This window comes from Pseudomonas sp. R4-35-07 (assembly GCF_003852235.1).
Classification (GTDB): Bacteria; Pseudomonadota; Gammaproteobacteria; order Pseudomonadales; family Pseudomonadaceae; genus Aquipseudomonas.
The window spans coordinates 20569-40471 of record NZ_CP027732.1 but is presented as its reverse complement, the minus strand read 5'-3'; the positions used below and the strand labels follow the sequence as shown (position 1 = coordinate 40471).

The following is a 19903-nucleotide window of genomic DNA, read 5'->3' as shown; positions in this document are numbered from 1 at the left end:
CCCTCGCCACAAGTGCGTCGGTTTTTAGGTCTGCAACACGGGCTTAACCGCGCTTGTAGACGATTTCCTTGGTGCCGCCTTCACAGCTGCCAATCACCTTGGCATCGGCTGCTGCACCTTTGTCGACAACATCCAGCGAATAGTCCTGAACGCCTTTAGCATCGAGCTTCGCAGCCAATTCGCTTTTCAGCTCTTCACAAGGCTTGCCCGCCGCCAGGGCCGTGCCGGCGATGCTCAACAAACCTACCGCTAACAGAAACTTCTTCATCCGATACTTTCCTTGCGCTGGTCGAAAAGAGCGTGCCGACGCCTATGACGTCGGCACCCATTGTATGTAGCGCAGGTTATGGCAATCGGCCAGCGATCAAAGTTCCACGCGCCCGATCAACTACTGGCAATTCGGAATCCTACCTTCAGGGTGACCTGATAGTGTGCAACCTTGCCATTCTCGATATGCCCACGGGTTTCAGTCACTTCAAACCATTCCAGATGCTTGAGGCTTTTGCTGGCTTCGGCCAGGGCATTCTGGATCGCATCTTCGATGGTGGTGGTGGATGAGCCCACCAATTCGACTTTCTTGTAGGTGTGATGTTCGCTCATGGTGTTTCTCCTGTAGGTCGTCAATCAAGACAAGCAGTGAATATTCGTACTGCTTGAGGCGACCGCTCGGCTACGAAAGTTCAGATTTAATGCACTTTCCGAAACCGCCGCAGTCGGTATCTACACATGCCACTCAATCACTTCAGGAGATGTCCACATGGCCAACACTTCTTTACGCAAAGCGTCGCTGGAAAGCATGGAAGCCGAGATTTCGAGCCTGCTCAAATCCCTTGAGAGCCTCAAGGATGATGCATCCGATGAGTCGCGCAAAACGCTGAAGGCCCTGAAAAGCAATGCCGAGAATGCCCTCAAGCACTCTCGCCACCTGATCAGCGATGCCTATGAAGAAAGCAAAGTCAAAATTCGCGAAACCGGTGTTGCTACTCGGGACTACGCCCAAGAGCACCCATGGACCACAGCCGGCGTCGCTGTAGGTGCCCTCGGCCTGCTGGCGGCTTACCTGCTGTGCAAACGCGGCGACTAAACCGGTTGGCGCGCCAGCTCAGCCTTGAGCCACTGCGCCAGTTGCCCGGCGCGCCCGTCTGCGGCGCGCTTGGGTAGCCATAACGCCAGGTGCGCCGGGGTTTCACTGAAGCCCCATGGCGCCACCAGGCGACCCGCTCGCAGGTCCTCTGCCACCAGCGGCTCCGGCGCGATTGCCACACCCAGCCCTGCAACCGCCGCTTCCAGCAAATAATACAAATGCTCAAAACCCTGGCCGAGCTTCAGCGCGCCGGGATCGATTGCGTGTTGCTGCGCCCAACTCGGCCAGGCCTGCGGACGTGACGTGGTATGCAGCAGCGCTTCGCCACACAAGGCTGCAGCGGGCGCGTGAAGCAGGTTTGCGTAGCCTGCAAATCGTGGGCTCATCACCGGGCCAATACGCTCGCTTGCCAACTCATACACCTGCATATCCGCCGGCCACGGTGGCTCGGCAAATACCAGCAGGGCGTCCAGCCCTGGGCGTCGCGGGTCCAGATCGCCTTCGCCCGCCGACAGGTGTAAACGCAAGTCCGGCAGGTCCGCATTCAAGCGCCCCAAGCGTGGAATAAACCAACGCGCCAGCAAACTGCCTGAACAACCAAGCACAAACGGCGCATCGGCGCTGTTTTGGCTGAGTTCGGCGCAAACATCCCGCAGACGTTCAAACGCCTCGGCACTGACATCGCGCAGCCTGGCCCCGGCATCTGTGAGTTTAAGGCCGCGCCCATCCTTGACGAACAGGCTCACGCCCAAGTGTTCTTCCAGCACTTTCAATTGGCGACTGACTGCGCCATGGGTGACGTGCAATTGCTCGGCCGCCTGGCTGACGCTGCTGAGGCGGGCGGTGGCTTCAAACGCGCGTAGCGCGTTGAGCGGCGGAAGGTCTCGACTCATCTGTGAGTTTTCCTGACAGGTTGCGGCGATCTTATCGGTTTTCAGCCGGGAGCGGCAGGGGTAGAGTGGCCCTCATTGTTCTCTACACCCATTCTTTCCTGGAGCGCCCCATGACCCAGTCCCAGACCGATCTGCGCAACGGCCCTGACGCCAACGGCCTGTTTGGCGCGTTTGGCGGCCGCTACGTCGCTGAAACGCTGATGCCGTTGATCCTTGAGCTGGCCCGTGAATACGAAGCCGCCAAGATCGATCCAGCGTTCAACGAAGAATTGGCCTACTTCCAGCGCGATTATGTCGGGCGCCCAAGCCCGCTGTACTTCGCTGAACGCCTGACGGAGTTCTGCGGCGGCGCCAAGATCTACCTCAAGCGTGAAGAGCTGAACCATACCGGCGCGCACAAGATCAACAATTGCATCGGCCAGATCCTGCTGGCGCGGCGCATGGGCAAGAAACGCATCATCGCCGAGACCGGCGCCGGCATGCACGGCGTGGCGACCGCCACCGTGGCCGCGCGTTTCGGCCTGCAATGCGTGATCTACATGGGCACCACCGACATCGAGCGCCAACAGGCCAACGTGTTCCGCATGAAGCTGCTGGGCGCCGAGGTGATCCCGGTGGTCGCCGGCACCGGTACCCTGAAAGATGCCATGAACGAAGCCCTGCGTGACTGGGTAACCAACGTCGACAGCACCTTCTACCTGATCGGTACTGTGGCTGGCCCGCACCCGTACCCGACCATGGTCCGCGACTTCCAGGCCGTCATCGGCAAGGAAACCCGCGACCAGCTGCAAGCCCAGGAAGGCCGCCTGCCGGACAGCCTGGTGGCGTGCATCGGTGGCGGCTCCAACGCCATGGGCCTGTTCCACCCGTTCCTGGATGACACCAGCGTCGGAATCATCGGCGTTGAAGCGGCCGGCCACGGCATCGAAACCGGCAAGCACGCCGCCAGCCTCAACGGCGGGGTACCCGGTGTACTGCACGGCAACCGCACCTTCCTGCTGCAGGACGATGATGGCCAGATCATCGACGCCCACTCGATTTCCGCAGGCCTGGACTACCCCGGCATAGGCCCTGAACACGCCTGGTTGCACGACATCGGCCGCGTCCAGTACACCTCGGTGACTGACGATGAAGCCCTCGACGCCTTCCACAAATGCTGCCGCCTGGAAGGGATCATTCCCGCGCTGGAAAGCGCACACGCCCTGGCTGAAGTGTTCAAGCGCGCACCGACGTTGCCTGCCGATCACCTGATGGTGGTCAACCTGTCCGGCCGTGGCGACAAAGACATGCAGACGGTGATGCACCATATGCAAACCACCCAGCAGGAGAAACACTGATGAGCCGCCTGCACACCCGCTTTGCACAGCTGAAAGAACAAAACCGCGCCGCCCTGGTGACCTTCGTCACCGCCGGCGACCCGGGTTATGACACCTCGCTGGCCATCCTCAAAGGCTTGCCCGCCGCAGGCGCAGACGTGATCGAGCTGGGCATGCCCTTCACCGACCCGATGGCTGATGGCCCGGCGATCCAGTTGGCCAACATCCGTGCGCTGGAAGCCAGGCAAAACCTGGCGAAAACCCTGCAGATGGTCCGCGAGTTCCGCAAGGACAACAACGACACGCCACTGGTGCTGATGGGTTACTTCAACCCGATCCACAAATACGGCGTGCCGCAGTTCATTGCCGACGCCAAAGAGGCCGGGGTCGATGGGCTGATCGTGGTCGACATGCCGCCCGAGCATAACGGCGAGCTCTGCGACCCGGCCCAGGCCGCTGGCATCGACTTTATCCGCCTGACCACCCCGACCACTGACGATGTGCGCCTGCCGACCGTACTCAATGGCAGCTCCGGCTTTGTGTACTACGTGTCGGTCGCCGGCGTGACCGGTGCCGGCGCCGCGACCCTGGAACACGTCGAGGAGGCCGTCGCCCGGCTGCGTCGCCACACTGACCTGCCGATCAGCATCGGCTTCGGTATCCGTACACCGGAGCAAGCGGCGGCCATCGCGCGCCTGGCGGACGGTGTGGTGGTGGGTTCTGCGCTGATCGATCACATCGCCAACGCCAGCAGCGACCAGCAAGCGATCGATGGCGTATTGAGCCATTGCGCGGCGCTGTCGCAAGGCGTGCGTAACGCTCGTCGGTAAGCGCGCCTGTGTTGGCTCTTGCGCTAGGAAAGCTCGATGCGCTCGACCTTGCCCACCAGTAACACATAGGACAGTGCCCCAAGCAGCGCCAGCACCGCAATGTAGGTAATCGCTGGCGCAAACGAATCACCGCTGGCGAGAAAACCAATCACGATCGGCGTGGCAATGGCCGACAGGTTGCCGATGAAGTTGAACACACCACCGGTCAGCCCCAACAGACGCGCGGGTGCCAGCGTGGACACCAGCGACCAGGTGATCGACGCCAGGCCATTGCCGAAAAACGCCAGCGCCAGGAAGGCAATCACCCAGGCTGTGGAGTCCACGTAGTTGGCGCCGATGATCGCGGTGGAAATCAGCAGCCCGCCAATGATCGGCAACTTGCGCGCAAAGCCCACCGAGGCGCCCCGGCGAATCAGCCAATCGGAAAAAATCCCCGAGCACAGCACACCGACGAACGCCGCCAGAAACGGCAACGAGGCCAGCAGGCCGGACTTGATGAAGTCCATCCCGCGATACTTCACCAGGTAGGTCGGGAACCAGGTCAGGAAAAACCACAGGGTCGAGTTCAGGCAAAACTGCCCCAGGTAGATGCCCCACAACTTGCGCTTGCTCAGCACAATGCCGAGGTCGACCCAACTGAATGGCGCCTTGGTCGCTTGCGCCTGCATATCCACCAGGCCGCCGCCGTCGCGGATCAACTGGATTTCCGCCGCGTTGGCGCCTTTGAAATCCTTGGGCTCGCGATACACCGCATACCAGATCACCGCCCATAGGATGCCGACACCACCGGTGGCGACGAACACCATGTGCCAGCCGAACGCATGCTGCAGCCAGGCCAGCACGGGCGTGAGGAACGCCAGCCCGACGAACTGCCCGGAGGTGTAGACGCCAATCGCCGTGGCGCGCTCGCGCTCGGGAAACCAGGTGGTCACAACCCGGCTGTTGATCGGGTAGGCCGGGGCTTCCAGGGCGCCGACGGCCATGCGCAGCACGAACAAGGCGATGAAGCTGGCGGCAAAGCCGAGCATGACGGTGGCGATCGACCACAGCAGCAGGGCCGCAGTGTAGAGAATGCGCGGGGGCACACGGTCTACCAGCCAGCCACCAGGAATCTGCATGGCGGCGTAGGTCCAGCCGAACGCCGAGAAAATCAGCCCGACATGGACCGGGTCGATGCCCAGCTCGCTGGTCAGCGCAGGGGCGGCAATCGACAGGTTGCTGCGGTCGAGGTAGTTGATCACCACGGTGATGAACAGCAGCACCATGATGAAGAAGCGCTTTCGGCTAGGCGTGACTAAGGAAGCCTGTCCGCTTGAGGGTTCAGGATGCATGGGGTGCCTCTTCTTGTGTTTATTGAGGTCTGGATAGGACTGACTGAAGAAACCGAATCAAATGTGGGAGGGGGCTTGCTCCCGATAGCGGTGAACCTGCCGCCAAAGTGTCGCCTGACACTGCGCTATCGGGAGCAAGCCCCCTCCCACATTTCTAACCGTGTTCGATCAGTTGGAAATCACCACTCGGCGAAACTGCCATCGGCATGGCGCCAGATCGGGTTGCGCCAGCGATGACCAATGGCCGCCCGCTCGATCACATATTCCTCGTTGATCTCAATGCCCAGGCCCGGGCCGTTGGGGATCTTCACGAAGCCCTGGTCATAATCGAACACGCCGGGGTCACGCACATAGTCGAGCAGGTCGTTGCTCTCGTTGTAGTGAATGCCCAGGCTTTGCTCCTGGATAAAGGCGTTGTAGCAAACCGCATCCAGTTGCAGGCAGGCCGCCAGGGCGATCGGGCCCAGCGGGCAGTGCAGGGCCAGGGCCACGTCGTAGGCTTCGGCCATGTTGGCGATCTTGCGGGTTTCGGTGATGCCGCCGGCGTGGGACGCATCCGGCTGAATAATGTCGACGTAGCCTTCGCTGAGCACACGCTTGAAGTCCCAGCGCGAGAACAGGCGCTCGCCCAGGGCAATCGGGGTGCTGGTCAGCGGTGCCAGTTCCTTGAGGGCCTCGTAGTTTTCGCTGAGTACCGGCTCTTCGATGAACATCAGCTTGTACGGGTCCAGCTCCTTCATCAGCACCTTGGCCATCGGCTTGTGCACACGGCCATGGAAGTCGACGCCGATGCCCACGTTGGGGCCGACCGCATCGCGTACCGCCGCGACGTTGGCCAGGGCCAGGTCGACTTTTTCGAAGCTGTCGACGAACTGCAGCTCTTCGGTGCCGTTCATTTTCACCGCAGTGAAACCACGAGCCACGGCCTCTTTGGCGGCGCGGGCAGTGTCTGCCGGGCGGTCGCCACCGATCCACGAATACACGCGGATCTTGTCACGCACCTGGCCACCCAGCAGGTCGCTGACGGAAACGCCCAGGGCCTTGCCCTTGATGTCCCACAACGCCTGGTCGATACCGGCCAGGGCGCTCATGTGCACCGCGCCGCCCCGGTAGAAACCGCCACGGTAGAGCACGGTCCAGATGTCTTCGATATTGCGTGGGTCTTTACCGATCAGGTAGTCGGACAATTCTTCGACGGCAGCGGCCACGGTGTGGGCGCGGCCTTCAACCACGGGCTCACCCCAGCCGGTGACACCCTGGTCGGTTTCGACTTTGAGGAAGCACCAGCGCGGCGGGACGATGAAGGTCGTCAGTTTGGTGATTTTCATCTGTTATCTCTCTTGTAGATGCGGCGCCAGCAGGCGCGGAACTTGAAATCAGCTCAGGGCTTTCCAGGCCGCGACGTACGCCTGGGCGCGGCTCGCGACCTGCTCCACGGACATGCCCGGCTTGAACAAGCCCGAGCCCAGCCCGAAGCCTTTGGCACCGGCGTCGGTGAATACCTGCATGTTGTCCGGGGTGATACCGCCTACCGGCAGCAGCAACGTGCCCGCCGGCAATACTGCGAGCCACGCCTTGATCACCGCCGGGCCCATTTGCTCGGCCGGAAACAGCTTCAGCACGTCGGCGCCTTCGGCCAGTGCGGCAAAGGCCTCGGTCGGCGTGGCCACGCCCGGTGACAGGTACAGGCCCGCCGCTTTCGCCGCACGCAATACCTTGGCATCGCTGTGCGGCATGACGATCACTTGACCGCCGGCGGCTTTGACCTGCTCGACCTGCTCGGGCGTCAACACCGTACCGGCACCGATCAGGCAATCGGCGGGCAGGCTGTCGCGCAGGGTCCGGATGCTGGTGTAGGGGTCCGGAGAGTTCAGCGGCACCTCGATCACGCGAAAACCGGCCTGGTACAGCACCTGGCCGACAGCTTGGGCTTCGTCCGGACGCACACCGCGCAGGATCGCGATCAAACCGTTTTGTGCGAGTGCTTTCTTGAGCATGTCAGGCCTCCGTTACAGGTTGAGTGAGCCCGGCCGCCTCGGCCAGTTGCCACAAGCCGCGCTCGCTGGCTTCCTGCGCCAGGCTGACGCGGGCGAAGCCGCACTGGGCGAGAGCGCGTTGATAGCGGGCGCAGAGGGGGGCGGCGCCGACCAGGATGATCGGCTTGCGTTTGGCGCTGTCGGGTAACCCGGCGAGTTCATGGCCGATCAGCAGGCCGGACAGGTAGTCGGGCTGCTGCTCAGGCGTAAGTTCGGCGGTCAGCCCTAGGGTGCGGGCACTGAACAGGGTCGAGAGCACGCCGCGCTGGCCGTCCACCGACAGCGCGACAGCCACGCCTCGGTCAAACGCCTCGGTGTGGAAATGTTCCGATGATTGCTGGGTGCGTCCCAGGATGCTGTGCTTGCTCAATATGGCGAACAGCTCGCCGGTCATGAACGTGTCGAAGTGCGTGATACAGCCCTCGACCACCTCGACCCATTTGGAATGGCTGCCCGGCAGGCCGATCAGTACGTCGGTAGCGAGCCCGTGCAGCACACCGAGTACCTGGGTTTCTTCGCCGCGCATCACATTGGGCAGGCCGACTTGTTCGATCACGCCCGGCACGATATGCACATCGACGCCACGCACGCTGCGCACCTTGTGCAGCGCCTGGCCCAGGCTGGCAACATCCACCGGGGTGTTGCGATAAGCCGCTTCGCTCCAACCCTGTGCGCTACCCACCATGCCGCAGGCGATCACCGGCAGTTCGGGCTGGGCGTCAAGCCAATCCCCGCAGGCGCTATCGAATGCCAACTCAAAGCCATTGCTGCAGCGAACACCCGCGATGTCACGCGGTTCGCTGGGCAAATGCATGATGCCCCAGGGCAGTGCGCGTTGTTCCAGAACCACGCCGGCGGGACCTAGTTTGTAAGCACGAAGGGAGCTGGTTCCCCAATCGAGCGCGATCAATTGCGCCTGCATCGCTTCACCTGAAATGAGTGGGTGCTGAAAAAAGCAGATGGGCGAATATAAACCTATGCCTGGCAACATCTCAATATATAAATAACAGTCCCATATATTGGGAGATAGGCACGTAAAATCTTACACATCCTTGGGAAGATGCGAATTGCGTCAGCACATAACGGTTAAAAAATAGACAAATCCAGCTCGCGCATCGCACCCATCCAGACCGCGTAATCAGTGTGGTCCTTCAGGTCATCGCCGGTGTCAGGGTGCAGGAACACCACCAAGCCATTGCGATGCAGCGCCAGCCAGGGCAGCACCACGCCGATGTATTCCGGCTCGAACGCCAGCTGGCAACTCCAGTCCGGGTGCGGGCCTACCGGACGCTCATGCACGCGCCCCATGCGTAGCGGAAAGAGCGCTGCCGCGTCTTCACACAAGGTGCGCGCCTGGTCGATCGTGCTGGCGTCGAAGTAGATATGGGCGTGATAGCCCTTGATACGTTGCATGCCGGACTCCGGTTCCACTGTGCAGCGATCCTAGACCGCAATCGACGGCAGGGCCAGCCCGGTCAATGACTGCGCGCTGCTGGCCTGCTCCGCCACCAGCCAATCGACAAACCGTTCGACCAACTGCCGACGACGCTTGCGCTGGGGCTGCACCACGTAATAGCCGAAACGCGAGATCACCGTGTCGCTGATCGGTCGGCACAACCAGTTCTGCTCCAGCAGGTCATCCACCAGATGGCGCCAGCCGATCGCAACGCCCTGGCCGGCAATGGCCGCCTGGATCAACAGCGTGTAATTGTCGAAACGCAATTGCCCAGGGGTGGGCGCGGCGCTGATTCCCAGCTCGCGAAACACGCCGGCCCAGTCGAACCAGTGGCGGTTGTTTTCCTGGCGCAAGTGCAGCAACGGGTAGTCCGGCAGGGTCTGCACCGTCAGCGCGGTGGCCTGCTGCTTGAGCCACTGCGGGCTGCACACCGGGAACACTTCCTCGTTGAACAGCCATAGGCTGTCGCCTTGCTTGAAGCGTCCGTCACCAAACAGCACCGCCACGTCGATGTCACTGCGCAGGCTGGCGTGGTTGCGCTCGCTGGTCACCAGGCTCACATCCACCTGCGGGTTGGCCTGGTGGAAACGATGCAGGCGCGGCATCAGCCAGTAGGCGGCGAAGGCGAAGTCGGTGGCCACTTGCAGCACTTCATGCTGGTCTTGCTCGGTGACGGTGCTCAAGCCCAGGTTAATGGCGTGCAGGCCGGCTTGGACGTGTTCGAACAGCAGGGCGCCCGCTTCGGTCAACTCGATGCCACGGTAGATGCGGTCGAACAAGCGGATCGCCAACTGCTCTTCGAGGCGTTTGATCTGCTGGCTGATGGCCGGCTGAGTGGTGCCCAGCTCCATCGCGGCGGCAGTGAAACTGCGCTGACGCGCCGCCGCTTCGAACGCGCGCAGCAGATCAAGGGAGAGGTCACCGAGCGCTTCATACATAAGCTGTGCTTATCCTAGGCATTGTTCTTCATGGGCTTTACCACGCTTTAAGCGGGCTGCATGCTCATTCGCATAAACACTGCCTATGGAATGCCGAGAACCCATGAAGCGCAATAACATTCTTTTCATCATGGCCGATCAAATGGCCGCACCGATGCTGCCCTTCTACGGATCTTCCCCGATCAAGTTGCCCAACCTGAGCCGCCTCGCCGAACACGGCGTGGTCTTCGACGCTGCCTACTGCAACAGCCCGCTGTGCGCGCCCTCGCGCTTTACCTTGGTCAGCGGCCAGCTGCCAAGCAAGATCGGCGCCTATGACAACGCGGCAGACTTCCCGGCCGATGTACCCACTTACGCCCATTACCTGCGGCGCCTCGGTTACCGCACCGCGCTGTCGGGCAAGATGCATTTCTGCGGTCCCGACCAGTTGCACGGTTATGAAGAGCGCCTGACCAGCGACATCTACCCGGCGGACTACGGGTGGGCAGTGAACTGGGATGAACCGGATGTACGCCCCACCTGGTACCACAACATGTCCTCGGTGCTGCAAGCCGGGCCATGCGTGCGTACCAACCAGCTGGATTTCGACGAGGAGGTGGTGTTCAAGGCCCAGCAATACCTGTTCGATCATATCCGCGAGGACGGCGAGCAACCGTTCTGCCTGACCGTGTCAATGACCCATCCCCACGACCCGTACACCATTCCCAAGCCGTTCTGGGACCTGTACGACGACGCCGACATCCCCTTGCCTGCAACGCCAGCGCAGGATGATCTTGACCCGCACTCCCAGCGTTTGCTCAAGGTCTACGACCTGTGGGACAAGCCGCTGCCTGTGGATAAAATCCGCGATGCGCGCCGTGCCTACTTCGGCGCGTGCAGCTACATCGACAGCAACGTCGGCAAGCTGCTACAAACCCTGGAAGACACCGGCCTGGCCGATAACACCATCATCATTTTCTCCGGCGACCACGGCGACATGTTGGGCGAACGTGGCCTCTGGTACAAAATGCACTGGTTCGAAATGGCCGCCCGGGTGCCGCTGCTGGTCAGTGCGCCGGGGCAATTCGCGGCGCGCCGTGTGACCCACGCCGTGTCGACCGCCGACCTGTTGCCGACCCTGGTGGAATTGGCCGGCGGCGAGCTGGACCCACGCCTGCCACTGGATGGCCGCTCGCTGCTGCCGCACCTCAAAGGCGAGGGCGGGCATGACGAAGTGTTTGGCGAATACATGGCCGAAGGCACCATCAGCCCGCTGATGATGATTCGCCGAGGCGCCTACAAATTCATCTACAGCGAAGACGACCCTTGTCTGCTGTTCGATGTGCACAACGACCCGCACGAGCGGGAGAACCTCAGCCAGTCACCGGTACACCGGCTACTGTTTGAGGCGTTTTTGAACGAAGCGCGGGCCAAATGGGACATCCCGGCGATCCACCAACAGGTGCTCGCCAGCCAACGCCGCCGTCGCCTGGTATTCGAGGCACTGACCCGAGGCAAGCTGAAGAGCTGGGATCACCAGCCCCTGGTAGACGCCAGTCAGCAGTACATGCGCAACCATATCGACCTCGACGACCTGGAGCGCAAGGCACGTTATCCACAACCCTGCCAAAACCAATAAATTCAGAGGGAAGGCCATGCAAAAATTAACGGTTGTGCTGGGCATTCTGGCGTTGAGCAGCGCCAATGCCTACGCGGACGCCAGTTGTGAAACGGTGAAAATGGCCGACCCCGGCTGGAGCGACATCGCGGCGACCAACGCCATCACCGGTTTTCTGCTGAGCGGCATGGGCTACAAGGCTAAGGTCGACGCCCTGGCAGTGCCGATTACCTTCGGCGGGCTCAGGGACGGCAAGGTCGACGTGTTCATGGGCAACTGGATGCCGGCGCAGCAAGGCTTCTATGACAAGTTCGTGGCGAACGGCGAGGTGGTGCAACTGGCGAAGAACCTCGACGGCACCGAGTTCACCCTCGCCGTACCGGACTACGTGTGGGAAGCCGGCGTGCATGATTTTGCCGATCTGAATAAATTTGCCGACAAGTTCGACAAGAAGATCTACGGCATCGGCTCCGGCGCACCGGCGAATATCTCGCTGCAGGAGATCATCAAGAAAAATGACTTCGAGCTTGGCCAGTGGAAGCTGATCGAGTCGAGTGAGCAGGCGATGCTGGCGGAAGTGTCACGGGCGGTGAAAAAGCAGAAATTCGTCACCTTCCTCGGCTGGACGCCGCACCCGATGAACGTGCAGTTGAAAATGCGCTACCTCAAGGGCGGCGAGAAGTATTTTGGTGACACCGGCAGCGTCTACACGTTGACCCGTAAGGGTTATGCGCAAGCCTGCCCGAATGTGGGGAAACTGCTGACCAACCTGAGTTTCACTCAGGCCATGGAGAACAGCATCATGGCTGACGTGGTGAACAATAAGGTCAGCAATGCGGACGCCGCGAAGGCTTGGATCAAGGCCAATCCGGCGGTGTTGGACAAGTGGCTGGAAGGTGTGAAGACGCTGGATGGCCAGGATGCGTTGCCGGCGGTAAAAGCCAAACTTTAAAGACACATGCGATCGTTCCCACGCTCCGCGTGGGAATGCATTCCTGGACGCTCTGCGTCCGCTTTAAAACCGTGACGCGGAGCGTCACAAGAGGCATTCCCACGCAGAGCGGGGGAACGATCAGTGGCAGCCTGATACCCTGGCTCAAACCTTTTTATCCGAGCTCGCGATGCCCCGGCCCAACCGTCACACACTCTTTCCTTTCCTGAGTTGGCTCCCGCGCCAAACCCACGCCAGCGTCGGCCGGGACGCGATGGTTGGCCTCAGCGGTGCCGTGCTCGCCTTGCCGCAGTCGATTGCTTACGCGCTCATCGCTGGTCTCCCACCCGAATACGGCCTGTACGCCGCAATCATCCCGGTGTTGATCGCTTGCCTGTGGGGTTCGTCCTGGCACCTGATCTGCGGTCCTACAGCGGCGATCTCCATCGTGCTCTACGCCAGTATCAGCCCGCTGGCGGTGCCGGGTTCCCAGGATTACGTCACCTTGATCCTGCTGCTGACCTTCCTCGCCGGCGTTTTCCAGTGGCTATTGGGCATGCTGCGCTTCGGCGCGCTGGTGAATTTCGTCTCCCATTCCGTGGTACTCGGTTTCACCCTCGGCGCCGCCGTCGTGATTGCCCTAGGCCAGTTGCCCAACCTGCTGGGGCTGGAGCTTGCGAGCCAGGCCACCGCCATCAACAGCCTGCTGGCGCTGCTCGAGCATGGCGGCGAGTGGGACCGCGCCTCGCTCGCCCTGGGCTTGGGCACTTTGCTGGTGGGCGCGCTGCTCAAATACCTGATGCCGCGCTGGCCGACGCTATTGATCGCCCTGGTCCTGGGCAGCCTGGCCGCGTGGCTGTGGCCGGCGCTGTTCGGGCATGTGGCGCTGGTCAGTGCGTTTATCGGCCAGCTGCCGCCCATGCGTTCATTGCCAATGGATCTGGATACGATCTTGCGTCTGCTACCGAGTGCGGTGGCCGTGGGCATGCTGGGGCTGGTGACCAGCCTGTCGATTGCCCGCTCACTGTCGGCCCGTTCCCAGCAATTGCTCGACGCGAATCAGGAAGTCCGAGCCCAGGGTTTATCCAATATCATCGGCGGATTTTTCTCCGGGTATGTGTCGGCGGGTTCCTTCACCCGGTCCGGCCTCAGTTACGAGGCGGGTGCCTGCTCGCCATTGGCCGGCGTGTTTTCCGCGCTCTGGGTCGCACTGTTCGCGCTGTTTGGCGCGGGGCTGATCGCACACATTCCGATCCCAAGCATGGCGGCGAGCATCCTGCTGATCTGCTGGGGGCTGGTGGACCGCCGAGGCATCCGTGCGTTGTTCCGTGTGAGCCGCGCCGAATTTGTGGTGATGGGCCTGACGTGTGTCGCCACCTTGCTGCTGGAACTGCAAACGGCGATTTATGCGGGCGTGCTCGCGTCGCTGTTTTTCTACCTCAAGCGCACCTCACAACCGCGCATTCAGCAATGGCGCGACGGTGACGAGGATGTATTGCGAGTGGGTGGCTCGATCTTTTTTGGCGCCAGTCACTACCTGCAAGTGCGCCTGCAGAGTCTGCAGGGCGAGCGGGTGGTGATCGAGTCGCAGCAGATCAACTTTATCGACTATTCCGGGGTGGAGATGCTGCATCAGGAGGCGCGGCGGTTGAAGCGGCACAGACGTAGCCTGACGTTGCGTGGCGCCAGGCCACAAGTCGTTGAAGAGTTGAAGAAACTGGAAGGGCCAGACAAGTGCCCCATCCATTTCGAAGACTGAACGCGATCAAAACTGTGGGAGGGGGCTTGCTCCCGATGGCGGTCTGTCAGCTACTCACATGTTGACTGAAACACCGCTATCGGGGGCAAGCCCCCTCCCACATTTGATTTGTGTCAGACCAACTGACGGCGCAGCTCGGCCAGTACCGGCGCTGATTCCGGGCGCACGCCGCGCCACAGGAAGAAGGCTTGCGCCGCTTGTTCCACCAGCATGCCCAGCCCATCCATCGCTACCGCAGCACCGTGTTCCTCAGCCCAGCGACAGAACGCGGTGGGCTCCTTGGCGTACATCATGTCGTAGCAGAACGTCTTGCCCGGTTCGATCAAACTGCCCGCAATCGGCGGTACATCGCCCGTCAGGCTGGCGGAAGTGGCGTTGATGATTACGTCCACCGGCTCACGCAGCCAATCGAAACCACTGGCCGACACCGGCCCCAGGTCGTCGAACAGCTCGGCCAGCACTTCCGCTTTTTCCACGGTGCGGTTAGCGATAATCAGCGAGGCAGGCCTCTCGGCCAGCAGCGGTTCCAACACGCCGCGCACCGCGCCACCGGCGCCCAGCAGCAGGATGCGCTTGCCTTGCAGGTTGAGCCCGGCGTTTACCGTCAGGTCGCGCACCAGGCCGGTCCCATCGGTGTTATCCCCCAGCAATGTGCCATCGGCCAACTTGCTCAGGGTATTCACCGCGCCGGCGCGTTGGGCGCGCTCGGTGAGGGTGTCGGCCAGCCGGAAAGCGTCTTCCTTGAACGGCACGGTGACGTTCGCGCCACGCCCGTGTTGAAAGAACTCACGGGCGCAGCCGGTGAAATCCTCCAGCGGCGCGAGCAGTGTGCTGTAGTCCAGTTGCTCACCGGTCTGTTCGGCGAACATGCGGTGAATCAACGGCGACTTGCTGTGGCCGATGGGATTGCCGAAGACGACATAGTGATCCATCACTCCACCGCCTTGGGCGCAGCCAGGCCGAGCCAGTCGCGGTCCTGCAGGAAGTAGTCGGTGAGGCGCGCTTCATCGCTGCCGGCTTCGGCTTTCCAGTCGTAGCTCCAGCGTACCTGGGGCGGCAGCGACATCAGGATCGACTCGGTACGCCCGCCCGATTGCAGGCCGAACAGGGTGCCACGGTCATAGACGAGGTTGAACTCGACGTAACGCCCCCGGCGAAACTCCTGGAACTGGCGCTGCTGTTCGGTATAGGCCATCGCCTGGCGGCGTTGCACGATCGGCAGGTAGGCATCGATATAGGCATCACCGATGGCGCGAATGAAGGCGAAGCAGGTGTCGAAGCCCCATTCGTTCAAATCATCGAAAAACAGGCCGCCGATGCCACGCGGCTCGTTGCGGTGCTTGATATGGAAATAGGTGTCGCACCAGGCTTTATAACGCGGGTAGACGTCCGCGCCGAATGGCGCACAGGCCTGCTCGGCCACGCGATGCCAGTGCACGCAATCTTCTTCATTGCCGTAGTACGGCGTGAGGTCAAAGCCGCCGCCAAACCACCACACCGGCTCTTCGCCTTCTTTTTCTGCGGTGAAAAAGCGCACATTGGCGTGGGACGTCGGCACATGGGGGTTATGGGGATGGATCACCAGCGACACCCCCAGCGCCTCGAAGCCGCGACCGGCCAGTTCCGGGCGGTGTGCACTGGCGGACGGCGGCAAGCCGCTGCCGAACACGTGGGAAAAGTTAACGCCGCCTTTTTCGATCACCGCACCGTTTTCAATCACACGGGTGCGACCGCCGCCACCGGCAGGCCGGGTCCAGGCGTCTTCGATAAAGCGTGTGTCCGTCTCGAAGGTTTCCAGGGCGCTGCAAATGCGGTCTTGCAGGTCAAGCAGGTAGGCTTTAACAGCCTCGGTGCGGGTAGTCATGGCATCACCTTGAATCGGGCAAAGCTACGCGAGGCCATTGGGCGTCGGCGGCAGATGGGCGCACAGGATACCACCGCACCCCGTGCCGTCGCAGTTGACGAAGATCAAGCTTAGGAGTCCGATAGGGGCCTTTGTATTATTCGACCCAAGGAGAAGGTAAATGGCCAAACGTATCCAGTTCAGCGCCCATGGCGGACCCGACGTGCTCGAGTATGTGGACTACACACCAGCGGAGCCTGGCCCACAGCAGGTTCGGGTACGTAACGAAGCCATTGGCCTGAACTTCATCGACACTTACTTTCGCAGCGGCCTTTACGCACCACCGAGCTTGCCATCGGGGCTGGGCGCAGAGGGGGCGGGCGTGGTCGATGCCGTGGGCAGTGACGTCAGCCAGTTCAAGGTCGGCGACCGCGTGGCCTACGGCAGCGGCCCGCTGGGCGCCTACAGCCAGTTGCATGTCTTGCCCGCTGCCAACCTGGTGCATCTGCCAGACGAGATCAGCTTCGAACAGGCCGCCGGCGCCATGCTCAAGGGCCTGACCGTGCAGTACCTGTTGCGCCAGACGTATGAGTTGAAGGGCGGCGAAACCATTCTGTTCCACGCCGCTGCCGGCGGCGTGGGCTCCCTGGCCTGCCAGTGGGCCAAGGCGCTGGGCGTCAAGTTGATCGGTACGGTGAGCTCACCGGAGAAGGCCGCCCTGGCCAAATCCCTGGGCGCCTGGGAAACCATCGATTACAGCAAGGAAAATGTCGCACAGCGCGTGCTGGAATTGACTGACGGCAAAAAGGTGCCGGTGGTGTATGACGGCGTCGGCAAAGACACCTGGCTGACCTCGCTGGACAGCGTGGCACCGCGTGGCTTGGTGGTGAGTTTTGGGAATGCGTCGGGTGCGGTGGACGGGGTGAACCTGGGAATTCTGGCGGCAAAGGGTTCGCTGTATGTCACCCGCCCAACGCTGGCGACCTATGCGAGCAATCCAAAGGACTTGCAGGCAATGGCCGATGATCTGTTCTCGATGATCAAGAGCGGCAAGGTGCGCATCGACATCAACCAGCGTTATGCGCTGGCGGATGCGGCCAAAGCGCAGACCGAGTTGTCCGCGCGGCGCACGACGGGCTCAACCATTCTGCTGCCTTAAACAAGTCATCGGGGGCAAGCCCCCTCCCACACTTGACTGAGTTGTCATGACGAACACCGATCAAATGTGGGAGGGGGCTTGCCCCCGATGGGCGCGACTCGGTCTCAGGACGGCCGCACCACATCCCCTGTCACCAGGTCGCGGATCAGGCTCGGGTTCTTGCGCCCACCCAGGGCGCCGCCCAGCACAAGGTCCACTTGCCCACGGAAATACTGCTCCACCCGAATCCGCGTACGCGCGGCCGGGCGGCCCTGGGGGTTGGCCGAGGTGGAAATCAGCGGCCCGACCTGAGCACACAAATCCCGTACCAACGGATGGTCACTGACCCGCAGCGCCACGGTGTCATGCACACCGGTGACCCATTCCGGCAGCAGGTCCTGATGGGGCACCAGCCAGGTATTCGGCCCAGGCCAGGTGCTGGCCATGCGCTCGATCCAGGTGTCGGGGAAGTCTTCGAACAGGAAGTCGAACTGGCGAATGTTGTCCGCCACCAGGATCAGGCCCTTATCCACTGAGCGATTCTTGATCGCCAGCAGACGGTCCACCGCTTCTTCATTCCACGGGTCGCAGCCCAGGCCCCAGACCGCTTCGGTCGGATAGGCAATCACCGCACCTGCGCGAATTTCTCGCGCGGCTTCCAGCACACGCCACCTGTTGACCATTGTTTACCCTCCGAACTAAAGCTGTGGGCAGTTTACCGATCTTCGTTACAAAACCCAGCTACAAAAGCCGCTACAAACGCTCGCAGCGCGCCAGCCAGCGCCCGCTTTCGCAGACCACCTGGCCCTCGAGTTCCAGCTCGGTCAGGTTCGCCAGCACCTGGGACAGCGGCCGGCCACTGGCAATCGCCAGGGCTTCGCTGGTATGGGGCGCCGCGTGCAGCAGGGCCACCAGTGGATGCACGACCGGCACCGGCGCCGGCCGTGACAGCGCCTGCCAACCGCGCAAGCCTTCCAGAATGTGTTCGATGGTTTCCACCAGCACCGCGCCATCGCGAATCAACTGGTGACAGCCCTTGGCGCCGGGATGATGGATGGAACCAGGAATGGCATAGACCTCACGCCCTTGTTCCGCAGCCAATCGCGCGGTGATCAGCGAACCACTGGCCATGCCGGCTTCCACCACCAGAACACCCAGGGATAAACCACTGATGATGCGATTGCGCCGTGGAAAGTTACCGGCCTGGGGTGGGGCGTCCAGGGGAAACTCGGAAACCACGGCGCTGCCCTGGGCAATCATGGCGGCGGCGAGCGTCTTATGGCGCTGTGGATAAAAATTTTCCAGGCCGGTGCCGAGCACGCCGATGGTATGACCGCCCACGTCCAGTGCGGCTTGGTGAGCCGCACCATCGATACCCAGCGCGAGGCCGCTGGTGATGACAAAACCGGCACTGGCCAGGCTGCGGGAAAAGGCGGCAGCGGTGTCCATGCCGGGGCGGGAAGCGCGACGGCTGCCGACCACGGCCAGCTGCGGTTTTTCCAGCAACGTCGGGTCGCCGGCAACGAATAACAGCGGCGGTGCATCGTCGATCTGGGCGAGCAGTGCAGGGTAGTCAGGTTGGTCCCACATCAGTAAATGCTGGGCCGGGCGGGCCAGCCATGCCAGCGCTGCACTGGCCCCATCGCGAACATCGGCACTGCGCCGGGCATCGGCACTCACCGCCCGCAACCCGAGCGCGCGCCAAGCACTGGCCGGTGCACTGATGGCTTTGGAAGCAGACCCGAACGCCTCGATCAACACGCGAAAACGCTGGGAGCCCAGTTCCGGCAGCCTGTGCAAGCGTAGCCGGGCTTCCAGCTCTGCCGGGGAAATTTCGTTGCTGTTTATCGGAAACATATGATCATCCTTGACCGGAACAAGCTGTGGATAACTCTGTTGGTAACTTATTTAGCAGGCTATTTATTGCGTTTGATCGGCGCTCTCGAACCGGTCCATTACCGCCAGGGAGCGGGACGCACTGAGCACCAGGGCATAGCTGAGCTTTTCATAGGTGCGAAACACCAGCAGCGTGCCGGCGCGAACCTCCGGGAGTCTCGTCGGGCTACCGGTAAGCGCATCGCGCACCGAGGCGCCAGCCCGAATCACCGTAAGCAATTGGCCTTCGACCAAGCCATCGCGGCGTCCCTTGTTCAGGGTCACCGTATCCAGCACGCCGATCTGCGTGACCCCCTTGGGGATGTCGATGATGTGCCCTTCAACGAAGGGTGCAGTTGCAGGGGTTTTCAGGTCCGCCAGGCCGACGTCGGGTTCGGCGCGCAGCAAACGGTCGCCTGGGCGCACTTCCTGGGTCACCCTTTGCACGGCCAGGGTGGTCAGGTCATCGGCCAGCAAAAAGCGCGCGGTGCCGATGTCGTCAGCGTTGACCCCAAGCAATTCCCGAGTGTTGGGGTCGGTGTAGACCCTGCCTCGGCGGAAGATCCCATAGCTCGGCTGGGCCGGGTCCAGGCTGCCTCTGGCATAGATGCGTTCACCCGTGGCGCCCAGCACGCGCCCGGCATCGGAGGCAACGATATAGGGCGCGTTGTCCAGTTCCTGGGGCGAGTCGAGTATGCGGTTGTGCAGCAAGAAGCCCTGGATAGCCTTTTGCGTGGAAGAATCCAGGCGCTGGCCGGGCTGGGGAATCAGCGCCACGGCGAACGGGGCCCACAGCAGCAAGACGAGTAGCGATTTCCTCATGGGGTCAATCTCCTTTATTATGTGCGTTCGCGTGAAACGCCATAGCCTTCGCGG

Annotated in this window: 21 protein-coding genes; 7 read left to right on the top strand and 14 right to left on the bottom strand. The window is 61.9% G+C overall.

All coding sequences use genetic code 11. The annotated features are described in order from the left end of the window. Window positions 1-43 precede the first annotated feature (43 nt). Both C4J89_RS00195 and C4J89_RS00190 read right to left on the bottom strand, forming a co-directional pair. Window positions 44-268 carry a DUF1161 domain-containing protein gene (locus C4J89_RS00195; RefSeq protein ID WP_124413426.1) on the bottom strand — a complete coding sequence of 75 codons (225 nt, stop codon included), beginning with the start codon at window positions 266-268 and terminating at the stop codon, window positions 44-46. Window positions 269-384: 116 nt separating this feature from the next. Beyond that, window positions 385-600: a dodecin gene (locus tag C4J89_RS00190; protein ID WP_057725727.1), complete on the bottom strand. Its 216-nt coding sequence runs from the start codon at window positions 598-600 to the stop codon at window positions 385-387. A 157-nt stretch (window positions 601-757) separates the two neighbouring features. Between C4J89_RS00190 and C4J89_RS00185 the strand changes: the two genes are divergently transcribed. Then, window positions 758-1084, top strand: a complete 327-nt coding sequence (locus C4J89_RS00185; protein ID WP_003170746.1) for a YqjD family protein — start codon at window positions 758-760, stop codon at window positions 1082-1084. On the opposite strand, the gene C4J89_RS00180 is transcribed toward C4J89_RS00185, so the two are convergent. Further along, on the bottom strand, window positions 1081-1977 hold the full coding sequence (locus tag C4J89_RS00180; RefSeq protein WP_124413425.1) for a LysR family transcriptional regulator: 897 nt from the start codon (window positions 1975-1977) through the stop codon (window positions 1081-1083). The genes C4J89_RS00185 and C4J89_RS00180 overlap by 4 nt on opposite strands. Before the next feature lie 110 nt (window positions 1978-2087). Between C4J89_RS00180 and trpB the strand changes: the two genes are divergently transcribed. Then, window positions 2088-3314 (top strand): tryptophan synthase subunit beta, encoded by a 1227-nt coding sequence (gene trpB / locus C4J89_RS00175; RefSeq protein ID WP_124413424.1) that lies wholly within the window; start codon window positions 2088-2090, stop codon window positions 3312-3314. Further along, window positions 3314-4123, top strand: coding sequence for a tryptophan synthase subunit alpha (trpA, locus tag C4J89_RS00170; protein ID WP_124413423.1), 810 nt, complete (start codon window positions 3314-3316; stop codon window positions 4121-4123). The genes trpB and trpA overlap by 1 nt, the downstream gene beginning before the upstream one ends. 23 nt (window positions 4124-4146) lie before the next feature. On the opposite strand, the gene C4J89_RS00165 is transcribed toward trpA, so the two are convergent. From C4J89_RS00165 to C4J89_RS00140, 6 genes are all read right to left on the bottom strand, one after another. Continuing rightward, the gene (locus tag C4J89_RS00165; RefSeq protein ID WP_124413422.1) at window positions 4147-5454 is read right to left on the bottom strand and encodes an MFS transporter; all 1308 of its coding nucleotides are present in this window, start codon (window positions 5452-5454) and stop codon (window positions 4147-4149) included. Window positions 5455-5633: 179 nt separating this feature from the next. Continuing rightward, entirely contained in the window at window positions 5634-6782 is a 1149-nt protein-coding gene (gene dgoD / locus C4J89_RS00160) for a galactonate dehydratase (protein ID WP_003170741.1), read from the bottom strand. Window positions 6783-6830: 48 nt separating this feature from the next. Then, a complete protein-coding gene (locus C4J89_RS00155; protein ID WP_124360601.1) occupies window positions 6831-7451 on the bottom strand; it encodes a 2-dehydro-3-deoxy-6-phosphogalactonate aldolase in 621 nt (206 codons plus the stop codon). A 1-nt stretch (window position 7452) separates the two neighbouring features. Beyond that, complete coding sequence (locus tag C4J89_RS00150; RefSeq protein WP_124413421.1) at window positions 7453-8412, bottom strand: 2-dehydro-3-deoxygalactonokinase; 960 nt, start codon at window positions 8410-8412, stop codon at window positions 7453-7455. Between the two features lie 164 nt (window positions 8413-8576). Then, window positions 8577-8903 carry a DOPA 4,5-dioxygenase family protein gene (locus C4J89_RS00145; RefSeq protein ID WP_124360599.1) on the bottom strand — a complete coding sequence of 109 codons (327 nt, stop codon included), beginning with the start codon at window positions 8901-8903 and terminating at the stop codon, window positions 8577-8579. Window positions 8904-8933: 30 nt separating this feature from the next. Then, window positions 8934-9884, bottom strand: a complete 951-nt coding sequence (locus C4J89_RS00140; RefSeq protein WP_124413420.1) for a LysR family transcriptional regulator — start codon at window positions 9882-9884, stop codon at window positions 8934-8936. A gap of 103 nt (window positions 9885-9987) precedes the next feature. On the opposite strand from C4J89_RS00140, the gene betC reads away from it, so the two are divergent. The 3 genes from betC to C4J89_RS00120 all read left to right on the top strand — a co-directional run bounded on the left by betC (window position 9988) and on the right by C4J89_RS00120 (window position 14171). Further along, window positions 9988-11502 (top strand): choline-sulfatase, encoded by a 1515-nt coding sequence (betC, locus tag C4J89_RS00135; RefSeq protein ID WP_124413419.1) that lies wholly within the window; start codon window positions 9988-9990, stop codon window positions 11500-11502. A 16-nt stretch (window positions 11503-11518) separates the two neighbouring features. Continuing rightward, window positions 11519-12433 carry a choline ABC transporter substrate-binding protein gene (choX, locus tag C4J89_RS00130; RefSeq protein WP_124413418.1) on the top strand — a complete coding sequence of 305 codons (915 nt, stop codon included), beginning with the start codon at window positions 11519-11521 and terminating at the stop codon, window positions 12431-12433. A gap of 169 nt (window positions 12434-12602) precedes the next feature. Continuing rightward, on the top strand, window positions 12603-14171 hold the full coding sequence (locus tag C4J89_RS00120) for a SulP family inorganic anion transporter (protein WP_124413416.1): 1569 nt from the start codon (window positions 12603-12605) through the stop codon (window positions 14169-14171). 113 nt (window positions 14172-14284) lie between these two features. Here the strand turns inward: C4J89_RS00120 and aroE are convergent, their stop codons facing one another. Continuing rightward, complete coding sequence (gene aroE, locus C4J89_RS00115) at window positions 14285-15103, bottom strand: shikimate dehydrogenase (RefSeq protein ID WP_124360593.1); 819 nt, start codon at window positions 15101-15103, stop codon at window positions 14285-14287. After that, window positions 15103-16035 carry an oxygen-dependent coproporphyrinogen oxidase gene (gene hemF / locus C4J89_RS00110; RefSeq protein WP_124413415.1) on the bottom strand — a complete coding sequence of 311 codons (933 nt, stop codon included), beginning with the start codon at window positions 16033-16035 and terminating at the stop codon, window positions 15103-15105. The genes aroE and hemF overlap by 1 nt, the downstream gene beginning before the upstream one ends. A gap of 160 nt (window positions 16036-16195) precedes the next feature. On the opposite strand from hemF, the gene C4J89_RS00105 reads away from it, so the two are divergent. After that, window positions 16196-17173: a quinone oxidoreductase gene (locus C4J89_RS00105; RefSeq protein ID WP_124405890.1), complete on the top strand. Its 978-nt coding sequence runs from the start codon at window positions 16196-16198 to the stop codon at window positions 17171-17173. Window positions 17174-17277: 104 nt separating this feature from the next. Here C4J89_RS00105 and C4J89_RS00100 read toward each other — a convergent pair whose 3' ends face one another. The 3 genes from C4J89_RS00100 to C4J89_RS00090 all read right to left on the bottom strand — a co-directional run bounded on the left by C4J89_RS00100 (window position 17278) and on the right by C4J89_RS00090 (window position 19849). Further along, complete coding sequence (locus C4J89_RS00100; protein WP_124360590.1) at window positions 17278-17835, bottom strand: L-threonylcarbamoyladenylate synthase; 558 nt, start codon at window positions 17833-17835, stop codon at window positions 17278-17280. Between the two features lie 70 nt (window positions 17836-17905). Beyond that, a complete protein-coding gene (gene dprA / locus C4J89_RS00095; protein WP_124413414.1) occupies window positions 17906-19009 on the bottom strand; it encodes a DNA-processing protein DprA in 1104 nt (367 codons plus the stop codon). A gap of 63 nt (window positions 19010-19072) precedes the next feature. After that, the gene (locus tag C4J89_RS00090; RefSeq protein ID WP_124413413.1) at window positions 19073-19849 is read right to left on the bottom strand and encodes a peptidoglycan-binding protein; all 777 of its coding nucleotides are present in this window, start codon (window positions 19847-19849) and stop codon (window positions 19073-19075) included. Between the last annotated feature and the right edge of the window lie 54 nt (window positions 19850-19903).